At 72.8% G+C, this 18,018-nt stretch carries 17 protein-coding genes and 1 tRNA gene; 2 read left to right on the plus strand and 16 right to left on the minus strand.

Going from position 1 to position 18,018, the window contains the following annotated elements; genetic code table 11:
- Positions 1-53: 53 nt before the first annotated feature.
- The 3 genes from BJZ21_RS15675 to BJZ21_RS15685 all read right to left on the minus strand — a co-directional run bounded on the left by BJZ21_RS15675 (position 54) and on the right by BJZ21_RS15685 (position 3,440).
- On the minus strand, positions 54-686 hold the full coding sequence (locus BJZ21_RS15675) for a hypothetical protein (protein WP_246298513.1): 633 nt from the start codon (positions 684-686) through the stop codon (positions 54-56).
- Positions 687-908: 222 nt separating this feature from the next.
- Positions 909-1,583 carry a response regulator gene (locus BJZ21_RS15680; RefSeq protein WP_425490522.1) on the minus strand — a complete coding sequence of 225 codons (675 nt, stop codon included), beginning with the start codon at positions 1,581-1,583 and terminating at the stop codon, positions 909-911.
- Between the two features lie 435 nt (positions 1,584-2,018).
- On the minus strand, positions 2,019-3,440 hold the full coding sequence (locus BJZ21_RS15685; protein WP_179664606.1) for a cystathionine beta-synthase: 1,422 nt from the start codon (positions 3,438-3,440) through the stop codon (positions 2,019-2,021).
- A 97-nt stretch (positions 3,441-3,537) separates the two neighbouring features.
- Between BJZ21_RS15685 and BJZ21_RS15690 the strand changes: the two genes are divergently transcribed.
- Entirely contained in the window at positions 3,538-4,587 is a 1,050-nt protein-coding gene (locus BJZ21_RS15690; protein WP_179664607.1) for a GDSL-type esterase/lipase family protein, read from the plus strand.
- A gap of 25 nt (positions 4,588-4,612) precedes the next feature.
- On the opposite strand, the gene BJZ21_RS15695 is transcribed toward BJZ21_RS15690, so the two are convergent.
- From BJZ21_RS15695 to mfd, 13 genes are all read right to left on the minus strand, one after another.
- Positions 4,613-5,482: a Bax inhibitor-1/YccA family protein gene (locus tag BJZ21_RS15695; RefSeq protein WP_179664608.1), complete on the minus strand. Its 870-nt coding sequence runs from the start codon at positions 5,480-5,482 to the stop codon at positions 4,613-4,615.
- Between the two features lie 161 nt (positions 5,483-5,643).
- Positions 5,644-5,717: transfer RNA gene (locus BJZ21_RS15700), tRNA-Leu, on the minus strand.
- Positions 5,718-5,741: 24 nt separating this feature from the next.
- On the minus strand, positions 5,742-6,581 hold the full coding sequence (locus BJZ21_RS15705) for a uracil-DNA glycosylase (protein ID WP_343052172.1): 840 nt from the start codon (positions 6,579-6,581) through the stop codon (positions 5,742-5,744).
- Positions 6,582-6,628: 47 nt separating this feature from the next.
- Positions 6,629-6,916 carry a hypothetical protein gene (locus tag BJZ21_RS15710; RefSeq protein WP_179664610.1) on the minus strand — a complete coding sequence of 96 codons (288 nt, stop codon included), beginning with the start codon at positions 6,914-6,916 and terminating at the stop codon, positions 6,629-6,631.
- Between the two features lie 43 nt (positions 6,917-6,959).
- A complete protein-coding gene (locus BJZ21_RS15715) occupies positions 6,960-7,208 on the minus strand; it encodes a DUF3618 domain-containing protein (protein WP_179664611.1) in 249 nt (82 codons plus the stop codon).
- The gene (locus BJZ21_RS15720) at positions 7,205-7,600 is read right to left on the minus strand and encodes a phage holin family protein (protein WP_218851516.1); all 396 of its coding nucleotides are present in this window, start codon (positions 7,598-7,600) and stop codon (positions 7,205-7,207) included. Before BJZ21_RS15720 ends, BJZ21_RS15715 begins: the two co-directional genes overlap by 4 nt.
- A gap of 112 nt (positions 7,601-7,712) precedes the next feature.
- Positions 7,713-8,654 (minus strand): Ppx/GppA phosphatase family protein, encoded by a 942-nt coding sequence (locus BJZ21_RS15725; RefSeq protein WP_179664613.1) that lies wholly within the window; start codon positions 8,652-8,654, stop codon positions 7,713-7,715.
- Positions 8,651-9,220: a DUF501 domain-containing protein gene (locus BJZ21_RS15730; protein WP_179664614.1), complete on the minus strand. Its 570-nt coding sequence runs from the start codon at positions 9,218-9,220 to the stop codon at positions 8,651-8,653. The genes BJZ21_RS15725 and BJZ21_RS15730 overlap by 4 nt, the downstream gene beginning before the upstream one ends.
- Positions 9,217-9,816, minus strand: coding sequence for an FtsB family cell division protein (locus BJZ21_RS15735; protein ID WP_246298514.1), 600 nt, complete (start codon positions 9,814-9,816; stop codon positions 9,217-9,219). The genes BJZ21_RS15730 and BJZ21_RS15735 overlap by 4 nt, the downstream gene beginning before the upstream one ends.
- 19 nt (positions 9,817-9,835) lie before the next feature.
- Positions 9,836-11,128 carry a phosphopyruvate hydratase gene (gene eno, locus BJZ21_RS15740; protein WP_179664616.1) on the minus strand — a complete coding sequence of 431 codons (1,293 nt, stop codon included), beginning with the start codon at positions 11,126-11,128 and terminating at the stop codon, positions 9,836-9,838.
- A 272-nt stretch (positions 11,129-11,400) separates the two neighbouring features.
- Positions 11,401-12,078 carry a MazG nucleotide pyrophosphohydrolase domain-containing protein gene (locus tag BJZ21_RS15745; RefSeq protein WP_179664617.1) on the minus strand — a complete coding sequence of 226 codons (678 nt, stop codon included), beginning with the start codon at positions 12,076-12,078 and terminating at the stop codon, positions 11,401-11,403.
- A gap of 16 nt (positions 12,079-12,094) precedes the next feature.
- Complete coding sequence (locus tag BJZ21_RS15750; RefSeq protein WP_179664618.1) at positions 12,095-12,799, minus strand: hypothetical protein; 705 nt, start codon at positions 12,797-12,799, stop codon at positions 12,095-12,097.
- Between the two features lie 13 nt (positions 12,800-12,812).
- Complete coding sequence (gene mfd, locus BJZ21_RS15755) at positions 12,813-16,388, minus strand: transcription-repair coupling factor (RefSeq protein WP_218852053.1); 3,576 nt, start codon at positions 16,386-16,388, stop codon at positions 12,813-12,815.
- Positions 16,389-16,814: 426 nt separating this feature from the next.
- Here mfd and BJZ21_RS15760 point away from each other — a divergent pair, with 426 nt between their 5' ends.
- Positions 16,815-18,014 (plus strand): HAD-IIIA family hydrolase, encoded by a 1,200-nt coding sequence (locus tag BJZ21_RS15760; protein WP_179664620.1) that lies wholly within the window; start codon positions 16,815-16,817, stop codon positions 18,012-18,014.
- Positions 18,015-18,018 lie beyond the last annotated feature (4 nt).

The following is an 18,018-nucleotide window of genomic DNA, read 5'->3' on the forward strand; positions in this document are numbered from 1 at the left end:
GCCCCGGACGCGGTCCGGGTCGCTGGTCCAACCGGGCCCGGTCGCGGCCGACCTCAGCGGAGGGCGGGCCAGCGGCGCACCAGTCCGGTGCGGGCCCACCAACGTCCGAGCCCCCAGCTGCCGCCGGCGTTGAGCAGGGCGAGCGTGACCAGGGTCAGCGCGCCGAGCAGGTGCTCGTCGAGGACGGGGTTGTTCTGCGGGGGAAGCACGACGCTCCACATCATCAGGTACATCAACGCCCCGGCCGCGGCACCGAGCCACATGCCCACGCCCAGCGTGAACGCCACCCCCACGCCCAGCAGCCCCAGCATGAAGAGCCAGTCGGCCCAGGCATCGCCGGCGACCGCGTGCCAGAAGCTCTGCAGTGGACCGTCGGCTGAGGAGAGGAAGCCGTACGTCGGGCTGCCGCCGTGGATCCACGCCGCGTCACCGAACCGGTCCAGGTGACCGTTGGCGTCGTACCCGGTGTGGTAGCCCAGCGCGAGCAGCTTGTCGAAGAAGGCCCACAGGAAGGTCAGGCCGAACGCGATCCGCAGCGTCGCCACCGCACGACGCGCCGCGGCGGCCTGGTGCCTGCTGGGCGTCTCCGCGACCCGCAGCGGCGGCCGTTCCCGGGTCGTCGGCTTCTGGGTCGTCTGGGGAGCGTCTCGGTGTCGCCGGTTCTGGCGGGGATGGGTGAGGCTCATGGCGCACTCCTGCGGTTGTTCGACACCTGAGGATCGCGCTCGCATCACCTCGTCCAGCAGGGCGCATGGTCATGGCCCCACCAGCCACAGGTCCTGCACACAGACGTCCCAGCGCGCGTCAAGCAGCGCCGACTCGGCGTACCCCCGGGCGTCAACGAGCGCCGACTCGGGGTACACACGGCGTACCCACTGGGCGTCAACGAGCGCCGACTCGGCGGTCTCTCAGCGGCGGCTGTCGGCGGGGTCGAGCAGCTTCGAGGCGAGTACGGCGGCCTGGGTACGACGCTCCAGCCCGAGCTTGGCCAGGATCGAGGAGACGTAGTTCTTGACGGTCTTCTCCGCGAGGAACATCCGCTCGCCGATCTGCCGGTTGGTCAGGCCCTCGGCGATGTAGCCGAGCAGCTTGAGCTCCTGGTCGGTGAGCTCGGCGAGCTCGGGCGCGGTGGCCGGGCCGTTGCGGACCCGTTCCAGGACCCGCGAGGTGAGCGTCGGATCGATCAGCGAGTGGCCGCCGGCGACGTGGCGCACCGCACTGATCAGGTCGGAGGCCTTGATCTCCTTCAGCACGTAGCCCGCGGCACCGGCCATGATCGCGGCGAAGAGCGCCTCGTCGTCGTCGTAGGACGTCAGGATGAGCGCGTTGATCGACGGGTCGACGGCCCGCACCGTGCGGCACACCTCGATGCCGGAGCCGTCGGGCAGCCGCGCGTCGAGGATCGCGACGTGCGGGCGGAGCGCCGGGATCCGGTGGGAGGCGTCCTCGGCCGAACCGGACTCGCCGACCACCTCGATGTCCCCGGCGGCCTCCAGCAGGAAGCGCAGGCCCTGCCGGACGACCTCGTGGTCGTCGAGCAGGTACACCCGGATCGGTGTCGTGGTCTCGCTCATGTCTTCCATGTCTACACCCATGGTTCGTCCTTCGTCCGCAGTTGTCTACGCGTTGACCCGGGAGGGCCTATGGCCCCGCGCCCACAGTGGGTCGATGAGGTCCTGCACCCGGTCCAGCCGGTCCAGCCGGTCCAGACCGACCTCGACGGCCGCAGCCGGTGCGGGCCGCGGGTGCGCACGCGGGTGGTCCCGTAGCCCGCCACCAGCGCGGAGAACCCGGAGGTGGTCGGCAGGAACAGGAAGGAGTGAACGGTGGTGATGCTGCCCAGCTGCCCGCGGGCGAGCTCGAGGGGGTCCAACGGGGCTCCTGACGGCGCGCGGGATGGTGTCTCGACGTTAAGAGACCACGCGTCCGGCGCGGGACGGCCGGACGCACCCCCGCTCCGGGACCAAGGTCCCGGAGCGGTCGGGTGCGTCGGACCCCAGATCCCTACCCCGGGCCGGTCAGCCCTTCGCGAGGAACGCCAGCAGGTCCTGGCGGGTGAGCACGCCGACCGGCTTGCCGTCCTCGTGCACCAGCACCGCGTCGGCCTTCTCCAGCAGCGTCACCGCGGCGCTCGCCGGCTCGGTCGAGCCGATCGTCGGCAGGGGCGGCGACATGTGCTGCTCGACCGGGTCAGTCAACCGCGCGGTGCCCGTGAACAGCGCGTCGAGCAGGGTCCGCTCCGAGACCGAGCCGGCCACCTCGGCGGCCACGATCGGCGGCTCGGCGCGGACGACCGGCATCTGCGAGACGCCGTACTCCTGCAGGATGTGGACGGCCTCGGCGATGGTCTCGGCCGGGTGGGTGTGCACCAGGTCGGGCAGCCGGCCGTCCTTGCCGCGCAGCACGTCGCCGACCGTCTGCGCCTCCTGCTGGGCGCCCTCGACCGGGAAGCCGTACTGCGCGAGCCACTCGTCGTTGAAGACCTTGGTGAGGTAGCCCCGGCCGGAGTCCGGCAGCAGCACCACGATCACGGCGTCCTCCCCCTCGGGGGTGCCGGCGAGCTCGAGCGCGAGCTGCTTCGCGGCGTACGCCGCCATGCCGGAGGAGCCGCCGACGAGCAGCGCCTCCTCGCGGGCGAGCCGCCGGGTGAACGCGAAGGAGTCCGCGTCGGAGACCTCGATGATCCGGTCGGCGACCGAGCGGTCGTAGGTCTCGGGCCAGAAGTCCTCGCCGACGCCCTCGACGAGGTACGGGCGGCCGGTGCCGCCGGAGTAGACCGAGCCGGCCGGGTCGGCGCCGATCACCTGGACGTCCGGGTTCTGCTCCTTGAGGTAGCGGCCGATGCCGCTGATCGTGCCGCCGGTGCCGACACCGCAGACGAAGTGGGTGATCCGGCCCTCGGTCTGGGCCCAGATCTCCGGGCCCGTCGTCTCGTAGTGGGAGCGGGGGTTGTTGGGGTTGGAGTACTGGTCGGGCTTCCAGGCGCCCGGCTGTGAGGCGAGCCGGTCGGAGACGTTGTAGTAGGAGTCCGGGTGCTCGGGGGCGACCGCGGTCGGGCACACCACGACCTCGGCGCCGTAGGCCTTCAGCACGTTGCGCTTGTCCTCGCTGACCTTGTCGGGGCAGACGAAGATGCACTTGTAGCCCTTGGCCTGCGCGACCATCGCCAGCCCGACACCGGTGTTGCCGGAGGTCGGCTCGACGATGGTGCCGCCGGGCTGCAGCGCGCCGGAGGCCTCGGCCGCCTCGATCATCCGGGTGGCGATGCGGTCCTTCACCGACCCACCGGGGTTGAGGTATTCCACCTTCGCCAGCAACAGCGGGCCGTGCCCGGGCGCCGCGTCGTCGAAGGAGGGTCCGTCGGGGGTGGCGAGGGACCGCGAGAGCCTCAGCAGCGGGGTGTTGCCGATGAGGTCGAGGAGCGAGTTCACGTACTGCATCCCGCCAATGTATTGCTCCGCGCCGCTCCGCCCCCAAAACCCGGCACGCATCCTCCGTTGCGGAAGCGGGTTGCGGGCGCCTCCGTAGAGTTGAGGTGTGGGGAAAGCAGCCGCCGCGCGCAAGCTCGCGTCCGCCGCAGCCTTCGGGGGCGGCGGACTGTCGGTGCTGGGAGCGGGGCTGTACGGCGTGCTCACGCTGGAGGCCAGGATGGCCCGCCGGACCATCGGCACGCTCCGCGAGCTCCCGCCGCCGGACGCCACCGGCTGGTACGGCCGGGGCCGGCCCGGCCCCGCGATCAAGATCGCGCTGCTCGGCGACTCCAGCGCGGCGGGGTACGGCGTGGGCCGGGTCGAGGAGACCCCCGGCGCGCTCCTGGCCAGCGGGCTGGCCGTGCGCGCCGACCGGCGCGTGCACCTGCGGGAGCTGGCGGTCGTGGGCGCCCAGAGCTCGGACCTCGGGTCCCAGATCGACCGGGCCCTGCCCACCGGGCCCGACGTCGCGGTGATCCTGATCGGCGCCAATGACGTCACCCACACCGTGCTGCCCTCGCACTCGGTGCGCCAGCTCTCCGAGGGGGTACGCCGGCTGCGCGAGGCCGGCGTCGGGGTCGTCGTCGGCACCTGCCCCGACCTCGGCACGGTCAAGCCGATCGCCCCGCCGCTCAAGCAGGTCGCCCGGGCCTGGTCGCGCCGGCTGGCGGCCGCCCAGACGATCGCGGTGGTCGAGGAGGGCGGCCGGACGGTCTCGCTCGGCTCGATCCTCGGCCCGGAGTTCGCGGCCGCGCCGGCGATCCTGTTCGGCCCGGACCAGTTCCACCCCTCGGCCGACGGCTACCGCCGGCTGGTCACCGTGCTGCTGCCCTCCGCGCTGGCCGCGCTCGGCCTGGTCCCGGAGGGCGAGGAGCAGCCCGAGGCGTTCCGCGGCGAGGGCGTGCTCCCGATCGCCACCGCGGCGGTGCAGGCGGTCAACCGGCCCGGCACCGAGCTGGACGGCACCGAGATCGCCGGCGCGCGCCGCGGCGTACGCGGGCTGTGGGTCGAGCTGCGGCACCGCCGCAGCCACCCGGAGACCCCCGGCGAGGCGCCCGAGTCCGAGAGCGAGAACAGCGAGGCCGCCGCCTCGTCCGAGGCGGCGGCCACCAGCTGAGCCCTGCCGGATGGCAGGGGTTCGATCAGTCCTGCTGCAGGATCGCCAGCAGGCGCAGCAGGTTGGTGTAGATCCAGACCAGGCTGACGGTCATCGCGAACGCCGCGCGCCACGACTCCACCTCGGGCAGCCGGTTGGCGATGCCCTGCTCGACGAAGTCGAAGTCCATCACCAGCATGAACACGCCGAGCACCAGGCCGGCGATCGCGGTGAGCAGGCCCAGGCCGCCGAAGCCGAACAGGCCCAGCTGGGCGCCGAACAGGCCCAGCACCATCTCCATCAGGCTCAGGCCGACCATGCCGAACACGGCGGCCATCACGAACATGCGGAACTTGTGGCCGACCTTGATGTCGAAGACCTTGTACGCCGCGAGCGTGCCGGCGAAGGCGGCGAAGGTGCCGATCACGGCACCGGAGACGACGTTGCCGCCGAACGAGGCGTCGAACAGCTTGCTCAGGCCACCCAGCGCGACGCCCTCGAACGCGCAGAACGCCAGCACCAGCGCCGGGCTGATCACCCGCTTGAACGAGTTGACCATCGACAGCGCGAACGCGCCCAGCGCGCCGACGGTCACCGCGGTGGACAGCCCCGCGAGGTTCGCGTTCGGCACGTTCAGGGCCGGGGTCAGGATCCAGGTCGCCAGCGCGAACACGATCACGGTGCCCAGCGAGATCGCGGTCTTCTGGACGACCGAGTCGATCGTCATCGGCGCCGCGACGGTGGTGGGCGCCCCCGGCGTACCGACGCCCCAGGTGGCGGGGTCGGACTGGGTGCCGGCCTGGCCGTAGCCGGACCACGCACCGCCGTTGCCGGCGTAGGTCTGGTTGCCGTAGGCGTTCGGGGTCGCACGGTTGAACTGCTCCGAGCGCCGGAACACCGGGTTGTTGCTCTGCATGTGGTCTCCTCCTTGGAGGCCGGGGGTGGAAGCCGTCCCCTGACGGCCCGCCTGCGAGTCGAGTCTATGAGGACTCACCGTTCACAACGCTTTCACAGGTCCCGGCGTTCCCGGAGGGGACCTGCGGCACTTGCGGCTGCCAGGCGTGGTGGGCCGGCGGGTGCCCCCGGTGGGACTCGAACCCACACTCGATCGCTTTTAAGGCGACTTCCTCTGCCGATTGGGATACGGGGGCCTCGACCGCGCGGCGCGCGCGTGATCACCGGTGGATTCTCGCAGCAGCGGCGGCGCGACCGAGCACCTCGTCGATCATCGGCTCGGTGAGCTTGCCGGTGAACGTGTTCTGCTGGCTGGGGTGGTAGCAGCCGAGCAGCGCCACCTCGTGCCCGGGCGAACCGATCACCGCCTCGGCGCCGTGGCCGAAGCGGGGCGCGGGACGGGGCACCTCCCAGCCGAGCCGGCGGAAGGCGGCCAGCGCGGCGCTCCAGCCGAACGAGCCGAGCGCCACCACCGTGCGGACCGAGTCGGCGACCAGCGCCAGCTCGGCGTCCAGCCACGGCGCGCAGGTGTCCCGCTCGGCGGTCGTGGGCTTGTTCAGCGGCGGGGCGCAGCGCACCGCCGCGACCATCCGAGCGTCGAGCAGCCGCTGGCCGTCGCCCGCGTGCACGCTGGTCGGCTGGGTGGCGAGGCCGACCCGGTGCAGGCTCGCGAACAGCCAGTCGCCGGAGCGGTCGCCGGTGAAGATCCGGCCGGTGCGGTTGCCGCCGTTGGCCGCCGGGGCCAGCCCGACGATCAGCACGCGGGGGTCCTCAGCGCCCCAGCCGGCGATCGGCCGACCCCAATAGGGCTGATCGGCGAACGACGCGCGCTTGTCGCGGGCCACGTCCTCGCGCCAGGCGACCAGGCGCGGGCACGCCCGGCAGACCGAGACCCGCGCCTCGAGCTCGCCGAGGGTGTCCGCCCCGGCGAGCCGGCGCACCTGCGCCGGCGTGCGGGCGACGGGCGTGTCCGGGCGACCCGGGTCCTCGGGCCAGCCGGTGCCGGGTGGCACCGGGGACTCGAACGGCTGCCCGGAGATCGGGTGCGGGAGGGCGGTCACGTCCGCATCCTCCCGCACCCGCTCGGGCCCCGCCGTACGCCTGCGGGTCAGCTGAAGGGGGCGCCGGACGTGCCGGCGTCCGACGAGCCACCGCCCGGCATCCTGTCCGCCACCGCGCCGGCGGCGGACGAGGCCTTCTCCTTGACCGCGTCGGCCACCACGGGCGCCTGCTGCGCGACGGTGTCCTGCGCCCGGTGCGCGGCCGCCTGCACCTTGGGGTTGCCGGCGAACCGCTGCGCGCCGGCGACGATCTGGTCGTAGCGCTCGCGACCGGCGCGGGCGCCCAGCACGTAGCCGGCGGCTCCGGCAGCCAGCAGGGTCAGCTTCTTCATCATCGGGTGCTCCTCGGTGTTCTGCGGGGGGTGGTGGATCGGTCGGTCAGCGGCGGCGTCGCCGGACCACGAGCGCCACCAGCACGGCCACCGCGATGCCCGCCCCGGCCAGCAGCTCCGGCCGCGGCTTGCCGGTGTCGGTGGTGGCGCGGTCCTTGAGCTCCGCGGCCTTGTGCCGGGCTCGGGTCTTGACGTCGAGCTTGGCCTCGAGCCGGGAGACGGTCGCGGCGAGCTCCTCGCGCTGGCGGGCGATGTCGGCCTCGATCTGCTCGGGCGAGGCGCCGTTGCTGCTCATCGGTGGGCTCCCTTCACGGCCTCGACGTCCGCGCGGACGCTGGCGATGGTCTTCTCCGGGGCCGGCGGGGTTGCCTGCTGGACCTCCCTCTTGCCGGCCAGGGCGGCGCCGCCGGCGACGATCAGCAACACACCGGCGACGATCAGGGCCGCTGCCCACGCGGGCAGCCACAGCGCCAGGACGAGGATCGCGGTCGTGATCAGCGTCGCGACGCCGAAGAAGGCGAGCAGCCCGGCCACGCTGAACATCCCGATGCCGATGCCGGCCTTCTTGCCCTTCTCGGTGAGCTCGGCCTGGGCGAGCCGCAGCTCGCTGCGCACCAGCTCGGGGATCTGCTCCGACAGGCGGTGCACCAGCGCGCCGATCGGCTCCTCAGGTGGCGGACTCTGCATGTGCGTCATGAAACTTCCGTGCCCACCCGCGCGCGGAAGTAACCCGTCCCTCGGGGTAGTCCGTGACGTTTCGGCCCTCGATCGGGCAGCTGGCGGGCCGAAACGTCACGGACTACCCGGTCGCCTCGCCCACCAGCGACCAGGCGATGCCGTCGAGGATGTCGGCCTCGGAGGCGACCAGCGACTCGGCGTGGGTGCGGGACAGGACCCGGGCGAGGATCAGCGCGCCGCCGTCGATGACGTCGGCACGGCCGGGGTGCATGTACGGCAGGTCGCGGCGCTGCGCCACGGACAGACCGATGAGGCGGTCGACCACCTCGGCCACCCGCGGGACGGGTACGACGGCCTGGTCGATCGCGGCGGCGTCGTACTCGGGCAGGTCGAGCGCGCTCGCGACGACCGTGAGCACCGTGCCGGCGACGCCCAGCACCGTGGCCGCTCGGGTCACGTCGACGGGGCAAGCGTCGAGATGGGCGTCGATGTCGGCGACACAGGCCGCGACCTCGGCCGCGGTGGGCGGGTCAGAGTGCAGGTGCCGCTCGTGCAGCCGGACCGACCCGATGTCCATGGAGTGGGCAACGTCGGGCGACCCACCCGAGCCGAGCACCAGCTCGGTCGAACCGCCGCCGATGTCGATCACCAGCACCGGTTCGGCCGGGGCCGAGCGCAGGTTCCGGATCGCGCCGTCGAAGGCAAGCCCGGCCTCCTCGGCGCCGCTGATCACCTCCGGGTCGACGCCCAGCCGCTGCCGGACCCCGGAGGCGAAGACGTCGCCGTTGGCGGCATCGCGGGTCGCCGAGGTCGCGCAGAACCGGATCCGGGCCACGTCGTGGCAGCCGATCAGCTCGGCGTACTCGTCGAGCGCGGCGAACGCCCGCCCCAGCGCGGCGTCCGCGAGCCGGCCGGTGCGGTCCACGCCCTCGCCGAGCCGGACCATCCGGGTCTCCCGGACCAGCTGGCGGCCCAGGGTCGGGCGCTGTGCGGTCCCGGCGACCTCGGCGACCAGCAGCTTGATCGTGTTGGTGCCGCAGTCGACCGCGGCGACCACGCTCACGCGGGGCCGGCGGTCTCGCCGGAGTCGTCGGTCCCGGTGTCGGCGTCGGCGCCGGCGTCGGGCACGCTCTCCGCGACCTCGACGCAGGGCCCCGAGGACCACCAGTCCCCCAGCGCGTCGAGCACCTCGTCGCCGAGCGGGTTCACGCCTCGTCCCTGCGCCAGCGCCTGGCCGGCGAGCACGTGCAGGCACTTGACCCGGTCGGGCATGCCTCCGGCCGAGATCCCGGCGATCTCGGGCGCCGAGCCCAGCGCCTCGCGGGCCGCGAGGTAGCGCTCGTGCGCCCGGGCGTACGCCGCCGCGAGCTCGGGGTCGGTCGCCAGCCGGTCCTGCATCTCCTTCATCAGCCCCGACCCCTCGAGGGTCCCGATCCGCGAGGCCGCGCGGGGGCAGGTCAGGTAGAACGTCGTCGGGAACGGCGTGCCGTTGGGCAGGCGGGGCTCGGTCGTCACGACGTCGGGGTTGCCGCACGGGCAGCGGTGTCCGACCTCGTGGAGACCTCGCGGCTCCCGGCCGAGCTGCGCCGCGACCGCCGCGATGTCGCGGGCGGACACGTTCTCACTCACTGGCTCTTCTTCCCGGCTCCGATCTCGGCCGCGGGCGGCGCCTGCGGCTTGGGCGGGTTGCCCGCCAGCTCCACGGACCTCCACTCCGCGGTCCACCACGCCGTCGGCGCGCGTTGCGCGACGGTCGCGGGGTCGGTCAAGCTCTCGCTCTGCAGCGGCTGGCCGTCCTCGCCGAGCACGACGTACGACTTCTCCCCCGGCATCAGGTAGCCGAACCGCTGCCGCGCCTGCGCCTGGACGAAGGCGGGGTCGTGCCAGCGACGCTTCTCGCGCTCGAGCTGATCGATGTCGGCCTGGCGCTGCGCGATCTGGGCCTTGAGATCGGTGATGTGCGAGCGCTGCTGGAGGTAGGCACGCATCGACGAGGCATAGGACACCGCCAGCACCGCGACCACCACGAGCAGGATGACCGCACGGCTAGTGAACCGGGGGCCGCGGCCGCCGCGGGACCCCTCCGGGCCGTCGCCGGCCGCGCCGGACGGCACCGCCGGACGGGGTCGCGCCGCGGACGAGGTCCGCCCGGGACCGCTGCGCCCCCGGGGGCTGCTGCCCTTGGCGGCAGCGCCCCGGCGCGGCGTACGGCGGTTGTCGGCCATGGGGAGGATTGTCCCCCGCTCAGCCGCGGAATCGGGGGAACGCGGCCGCACCGGCATAGCGCGCCGCCTCGCCGAGCTCGTCCTCGATGCGCAGCAGCTGGTTGTACTTGGCGACACGCTCGGAGCGCGCGGGCGCGCCGGTCTTGATCTGGCCGCAGTTCGTGGCCACCGCCAGGTCGGCGATCGTGGTGTCCTCGGTCTCGCCCGAGCGGTGGCTCATCATGCAGCGGTAGCCGTTGCGGTGCGCGAGCTCCACCGAGTCCAGGGTCTCGGTCAGCGAGCCGATCTGGTTGACCTTGACCAGCAGCGCGTTGGCCTGGCCGCCGTCGATGCCGCGCTGGAGCCGCTCGACGTTGGTGACGAAGAGGTCGTCACCGACGATCTGCACCCGCCCCCCGAGCTCGTCGGTGAGCGTCTTCCAGCCGTCCCAGTCGTCCTCGTGCAGGGGGTCCTCGATGCTGACGATCGGGTACGCCGAGGCCAGCTCGGCGTAGTAGGAGGTCATCTCGGCGGCCGACCGGGTCCCGCCCTCGAAGGCGTAGGAACCCGGCCCGGAATCCGACGCGGCGAAGAACTCGCTCGCGGCGACGTCCATCGCCAGCGCGATGTCGGTGCCGAGGTCCAGCCCGGCCGCGGCGACGGCCTCGGCGATCAGGTCGAGGGCCGCGCGGTTGCTGTCGAGGTCGGGCGCGAAGCCGCCCTCGTCGCCGAGTCCGGTCGCGAGGCCCTTCTTCTTCAGCACCGACTTCAGCGCGTGGTAGACCTCCGCGCCGTGCTGGAGCGCCTCGCGGAAGGTGCTCGCGCCGATCGGCGCGATCATGAACTCCTGGATGTCGACGTTGGAGTCGGCGTGCGAGCCCCCGTTGAGGATGTTCATCATCGGCACCGGGAGCACGTGCGCGTTCGGGCCGCCGACGTACCGGTAGAGCGGTAGGCCGGCGGAGTCGGCCGCGGCGCGCGCGACGGCGAGCGAGACGCCGAGGATCGCGTTGGCGCCCAGCTTGGCCTTGTTGGGCGTGGCGTCGAGCTCGAGCATGGTCTGGTCCACCAGGCGCTGGTCGTCGGCGTCCAGGCCCTCGACCGCCGGGCCGATCGTCTGGATGACCCCGTCGACCGCGTTGGCCACGCCCTTGCCGCCGTACCGGTCGCCGCCGTCGCGCAGCTCGACCGCCTCGAAGGCGCCGGTGGAGGCACCGCTGGGCACGTCCGCCCGGGCGAAGGACCCGTCGTCGAGCAGGACCTCGACCTCGACGGTGGGGTTGCCGCGCGAGTCGAGGATCTCGCGGGCGCCGACAGCTTCGATGGATGCCACGGGGTCGCTCCTGGGTCTGGATCGAGTGGGTCGGGCCGTCCCTCCTACCGGCGACGGCCGCGCCCCAGCCTAGTCCCGGTGAGGCGGGTGGGGCCGGGTCGGTCCGAGCGACGGTGGCTGACGCCGTACGACGTCGTCCACGCCTCGCCCGCCGGCACCGGGCCCAACTCGCACCGGCACCGGGCCCAACTCGCACCGGCACCGGGCCCAACTCGCACCGGCACGGGACCCAACTCGCACCGGCACCGGGCCCAACTCAACAAGGAGCCGGGTCAGAGGAGGCGGCGGACCGCGTCACGCAGGGCCTGCTCCGGATCGACGCCGGCGTCGTGCGCCTCCGCCACGAGCGCGAGGAGTCGGTCCCCGACGTCGGAGCCTCGAGAGGGCCGCTGCGCCACCTCCTCGACCGCTGACCGCCGGCGCTCGCGAGCGAGCCGGTCGAGCACCTTGTCGGCGTGCAGCAGGGCCGGCAGCGTCGGCGGGAGGCCCTCGGTGACCGAGGAGCGGGCCTTCTCCGCCGCCTTGATCTCCTGCCAGGCCTCGTTGATCGCCGCCGCGTCGCCGGCGGGCGCACGGGGCTCTCCCTCGGGGGCGAAGACGTGCGGGTTGCGACGTCGCATCTTCTCGACGATGCCGCGCGCGACGTCGTCCAGGGTGAAGCTGCCGGCCTCCTCGGCGATCACCGCGTGGAAGTAGACCTGCAGCAGCAGGTCGCCGAGCTCCTCGCACAGGTGCTCGGCGGCCGCCGGGTCGGCGGGATCCGCGGCGTGCTCCCAGGTGTCGAGGGCCTCGAGCGTCTCGTGGAGCTCCTCGAGGAGGTACCTGGACAGCGACCGGTGGGTCTGCTCCCGCTTCCACCCGCACTCGGCGCGCAGCCGGCGCATCACCTCGCGGAACTCCAGCAGGGGCTCGTCGGAGGTGGAGCCGGGACCGGCCACGGGATCGGCCACAGGATCGGCGACGGCCTCAGCCGCAGCGGTGCGAGGCTGGCAGCCCCGCGGCATAGGTCTGGTCCGGGGTCTGGGCGGTGCCCTGCTTGGCCGCGTCGCTCAGCGGGTAGGACACGCTGGTGTCGGTCGGCACCGCCTGCCCGTTCTTGAGCTCGACGCCGAACTGCGGGTTGATGTCGACGTCCTGCTGGTCGAGCCACGCGACGAACGCCTTCGCGCCGGCCTTGCTCGCCGCGGACAGCGACGGCTGGGCGGTGCCCTGCTGCTGCAGCAGCTTCTCGCCGACGGCCTGCTGGACCCCGGAGATGTAGGTGCCGGCGGATTCGATCTCGACCACGGCGTCCACCTGGTCCTGCGGCAGCGTGGAGGTGGCGGTCTGGAGCTGGGTCACCTTGCGCTGGTACTGGTCCCCCGGGCCGACGCCGTACTTGTGCGCGAACTGCTCGGCGGCCGCCCGGAGGGTCAGCTCGCCGGCGACCCCGCCGCGCAGGTAGCTCAGGGGCAGCGCCTGGTTCTGCGCCTGGAGCTGCTTGACGATCGCGTCGCAGTAGCTGTGCGCGACGTCGTCGACCTTCGAGACGGTGATCGTGTCGCCGTCGACCTGCGCGGCCACGCCGGGGTGGAAGGCGGTGCCGGCCACGCCGCAGCCGGACAGTCCCCCGCCCAGCAGGACGGTCAACGACAGGGACACCACGCCGAGCAGCGGACGGGACATGCTCACGACTTCTCCTCGCTCACGAGCCCGTTGCGGGCTTGTTCTGGGCTTGCTCCTGCGGTGGGTCGATGATGGCGTCGATCACACCGCGGGCCCATTCAAGCAGGGCGATGCCCGAGATCGGCTTACCCCCGACCACGGCGGTCTGCGGGCGTGGCACCAGGATCGTGTCGAGCTGGGTCTTCACGATCGACCTCGGATACATCCGGTTCAGCCGCACCACCCGCGAGTCCGGCAGCGACACCGGCGCGAACCGGACGTTCTTGCCGGCGATCGTGACCTCACCGACGCCCGCCTGGCGGGCCCGGGCCCGGAACCGCGCGACCAGCAGCAGGGAGGAGACCTCCTGCGGGGGCTCGCCGTACCGGTCGAGCAGCTCCTCGTTGATCAGGTCGACGTCCGCGTCGCAGCGGACCTCGGCCAGCCGCTTGTACATCTCCAGGCGCAGCCGCTCGCTGGGGATGTAGCCGTGCGGCAGGTGCGCGTCGACGGGCAGCTCGATGCGGACCTCCCCCAGCTCCGGCTCCTTGTCGCCTCGGAAGTCCTGGACCGCCTCGCCGACCAACCGGACGTAGAGGTCGAAGCCGACGTCGGCGATGTGGCCGGACTGCTGGCCGCCGAGCAGGTTGCCGGCGCCACGGATCTCGAGGTCCTTCATCGCGATCGCCATGCCACCGCCGAGGTCGGAGTGCTGGGCCAGCGTGGCCAGCCGCTCGTGGGCGGTCTCGGTCAGCGGCTTCTCGGCCGGGTAGAGGAAGTAGGCGTAGGCCCGTTCGCGCGACCGGCCGACCCGGCCGCGCAGCTGGTGCAGCTGGGAGAGGCCGAGGGTGTCGGCGCGCTCGATGATCATCGTGTTGGCGTTGGAGACGTCCAGGCCGGACTCGACCAGGGTCGTGCAGACCAGCACGTCGAAGCGCTTCTCCCAGAAGTCGACCATCACCTGCTCGAGCTGGCGCTCGTTCATCTGGCCGTGCGCGGTGGCCACCCGGGCGTCGGGTACCAGCTCGCGGATCCGCGCCGCCGCCTTCTCGATGGAGTTGACGCGGTTGTGGATGTAGAAGACCTGTCCCTCGCGCAGCAGCTCGCGCCGGACCGCCGCGACCACCTGGCGGTCCTCGTAGGCCCCGACGTACGTCAGCACCGGGTGGCGCTCCTCCGGCGGGGTGGTGATCGTCGACATCTCGCGGATGCCGGTGATCGCCATCTCCAGGGTCCGCGGGATCGGGGTGGCCGACATCGAGAGCACGTCGACCGACGTGCGCAGCCGCTTCATCTGCTCCTTGTGCTCGACGCCGAAGCGCTGCTCCTCGTCGACGATGATCAGGCCGAGGTCCTTGAACCGGACGTCGGGGTTGAGCAGCCGGTGCGTGCCGACAACCACGTCGATGCTGCCGTCGGCCATGCCGGCCATCACCTCGCGGGCCTCCTTGTCGGTCTGGAAGCGCGAGAGGCCCTTCAGCACGACCGGGAAACCGCTCATCCGCTCGGTGAACGTCGAGAGGTGCTGGTTGACCAGCAGCGTGGTGGGGACGAGCACGGCGACCTGCTTGCCGTCCTGGATGGCCTTGAACGCCGCCCGGACGGCGATCTCGGTCTTGCCGTAGCCGACGTCGCCGCAGATCAGGCGGTCCATCGGCATGGTCCGGCGCATGTCGGCCTTGACCTCGTCGACCGTGCTGAGCTGGTCGGGGGTCTCCTGGAACGGGAACGCGTCCTCCAGCTCGCGCTGCCAGGGGGTGTCCGGCCCGAACGCGAAGCCCTGGGTCGCCTGCCGGGCGGCGTAGAGCTTGATCAGCTCCGCGGCGATCTCGCGGACCGCCTTGCGGGCTCGGCCCTTGCGCTTGGCCCAGTCGGAGCCGCCGAGCCGGTCCAGGGACGGCTGCTCGCCCCCGACGTACCGGGTCACCTGGTCCAGCGCGTCGGCCGGCACGTAGAGCCGGTCCGGCGGGGCGCCCCGCTTGGAGGCGCCGTACTCCAGCACGAGGTACTCGCGCACCGCGCCCCCGACCTCACGCTGCTTCATCTCCACGAACCGGCCGACGCCGTGCTGCTCGTGCACGACGTAGTCGCCGGCCTTCAGCTCCAGCGGGTCGATCTGCCGCTTGCGGCGCGCGGGCATCTTGCGCATGTCGCGGGTGGAGGACTTCTGGCCCGAGAGGTCCTCGTGGGTCAGCAGCACCACCCCGGCGCCGTCGTCGACGAAGCCCTGGGTGAGCGCGCCGCAGGTCACGGTGACGACGTTCGGCTCGAGCACCACCTCGTCGGGCTCGACCATCCGCGCGGCGACGTCGTGCTCGGCGAGCACCTCCACCATGCGCTGCGCGGGGCCGTGACCGGGATGGACGACCGCCAACCGCTTGCCCTCCCCCAGCCAGCGACGCACGTCGGCGAGCGCCCGCTCGACGTCACCGCGGTAGGCGTCGACCGCCGTCGCCGGCAGCTCCCGGCTCGGCACCGCGCCCGCGAGCACGTCGACGTCGACGCTGACCACCTCGCCGAGCGAGTCGCGCAGCGGCCGCCCGTCGCCGGCGTCGGCGATCCCGAACGGGCTCATGGTCCACCACGGCTTGGCCTGCTCCAGCGACTGCTGGCGCACGTCGGCGAGGGTCCGGTACGACGCGGCGCCGAGGTCGATGGGCGCGCTCCCGCCGCCGGCGGCGGCCGCCCAGCTCGCACCGAGGAACTCCTCGCTGGTGGCGACCAGGTCGTGGGCACGGCTGCGGGCGCGCTCGGGGTCGAGCACCAGCACGTGGGTCTCGGCCGGCATCAGATCGACCAGCAGCTCCATGTCGTCGACCAGCACGGGTGACAGCGACTCCATACCCTCGACCGCGATGCCGGCGGCGATCTTGTCGGTCAGCTCGACCAGCTGGGGGTGGGTGCGGCCCAGGTCGGCTGCCCGAGCCCGGACCTGCTCAGTGAGCAGCAGCTCGCGGCACGGCGGCGCCCAGAGCCGCTCGACCTTGTCCAGGGCGCGCTGGTCGGCCACCGAGAAGCTGCGGATCTCCTCGACGTCGTCGCCCCAGAACTCCACCCGCAGCGGGTGCTCCTCGGTCGGGGGGAAGACGTCGACGATCCCGCCGCGCACCGCGAACTCGCCGCGTCGCTCCACCAGGTCCACCCGCGAGTAGGCCGCGTCCGCCAGCCGGCGTACGACGTCCTCGAGCGGCGCGCTGTCCCCGGGGGCGAGCTCGACGGGCTCGAGATCCCCCAGACCCTTGACCTGGGGCTGCAGCACCGAACGCACCGGCGCCACGACCACCTTCAGGGGCCCGTTCGGTGTTCCGGTGGTCGAATCCGACGAGACCCCGGGGTGGCACAGGCGGCGCAGCACCGCCAGCCGCCGCCCGACGGTGTCGCTGCGGGGGCTCAGCCGCTCGTGCGGCAGCGTCTCCCAGCTCGGGTAGTAGGCCACCTCGGCGGGGTCGACCAGGTCGCCGAGCGCGGTGACCAGGTCCTCGGCCTCGCGAGACGTCGCGGTCACGGCCAGCACGGTGCGCCCGGCACCGACCAGGCCGGCGATGACGAAGGGCCGCAGGGCCGCGGGTCCGGTCAGGTCCAGGGCGGGGCGCAGCCCGTCGCGGGCGTCGGCCATGGCCTCGGCCAGGACGGGCTCGGCGAGGACTGCGTCGGCGAGGCCGGAGATCGGCACCGAGGGGCTCCTTGGGGGTGCGGTGGAGACAGCACGACAGCCCCCTGCCAAGCGCGGCCGGGGGGGACTTCGAGTGTACGGCGACCAGTTGCACGTGCCCGCGCCTGTGCGGAGGGCCGAGAGGTCCGGGTCTTCCAGTCCCTCGCGACCGTCACAACTGGAACAGCGGCGGGGAGCCGCGGGTCGCCTGGCAGGTCCCTCCCTACAGTTGGGTACCGGCCCGAGCAACTCCCCCGGCCGAGCGCGTCTCGTTCGTACGCTCGCGTCACCGCGCAGGGCCCGTCCCGCGCGCCGGCGTCTCGAACACCACGAGGGGGTTGCCGTGGACAGGCACGGAGCACGGAGCATTCGGCGAACGGGCACGGCTCGATGAGCCGCCCGGGCGTCCTGCTCGACCGGGACGGCACGATCATCGCCGACGACGGGTACGTCGGCTCGGTCGAGCGGGTGCGCTTCCTGGACGGCGCGGTCGAGGCGATCGCCGCGCTCAACGCCGCCGGCGTACCGGTCGCGGTCGTCACCAACCAGGCCGGCGTGGCCCGCGGGCACTTCGGCATGACGGACGTCGAGGCGGTGCACGCCCACATCGACGCCGAGCTGGCCCGGGCCGGTGCGTGGGTCGACCTGTGGCTGTTCTGCCCGTACCACCCCGAGGGCATCGTCACCGGTTTCGCGCGGGCCAGCTGGGACCGCAAGCCGGGTCCGGGCATGGCCTACGCGGCCGCCGAGGCGCTGGACCTGGACCTGAGCGTCTCCTGGGTGGTGGGTGACCGGCCCTCGGACATCGGCCTGGCACGGGCGGTGGGCGCCCGTCCGATCCACATCGCCTCCGGCGCCGCCGCACCGGGCGACCCGGTCGACCCGGGCGTGACCACCGTGCCCGACCTGGCCACAGCAGTCGCGCTCGTTCTGAGCGACACCGGTGCGCGGCCCGACCGGCTGCCCACGAGCGGCTTCCCCCGCGCGCGTTACGAGTCCGCCGGCTTCTTCGCCCACGACTACTCCGAGGAGCTCGCGCGGGCGCTGGCGACCGTCGACCTGGGGGAGCTCGAGCGCGCGGCGAAGACGCTGCTCACGGCGTACGAGCGGGACGCGGCGGTGTTCGCCTGCGGCAACGGCGGATCAGCCTCGATCGCCAACCACCTCCAGTGCGACCACGGCAAGGGGGTGCGGACCGGCACCGACCTGCGAACCCGGGTGATCAGCCTCAGCACCAACATCGAGGTGATCAGCGCCATCGCCAACGACATGGGCTACGAGTCGGTGTTCAGGTTCCAGCTGGAGTCGCTCGCACGTCCGGGCGACGTCCTGGTGGTGATCTCGTCCTCGGGCCGCTCCCCCAACATCGTCGAGGCGATGGAGTGTGCACACGCCCTCGGGTTGCAGACCATCGCGCTCACGGGATTCGAGGGCGGACCGGCGCGGGAGCTGGCGAGCGCCTCGATCCACGTCCGGTCGGACAACTACGGCGTGGTCGAAGACGCCCACCAGGTGTGCATGCACCTGCTCGCGCAGTACGTCCGCCAGTCCAGGATCGCTCCGGACCTGGTCGCCTCGACGGTCTTCTGAGCAG

This window comes from Nocardioides panaciterrulae (genome assembly GCF_013409645.1).
GTDB lineage: Bacteria > Actinomycetota > Actinomycetes > Propionibacteriales > Nocardioidaceae > Nocardioides > Nocardioides panaciterrulae.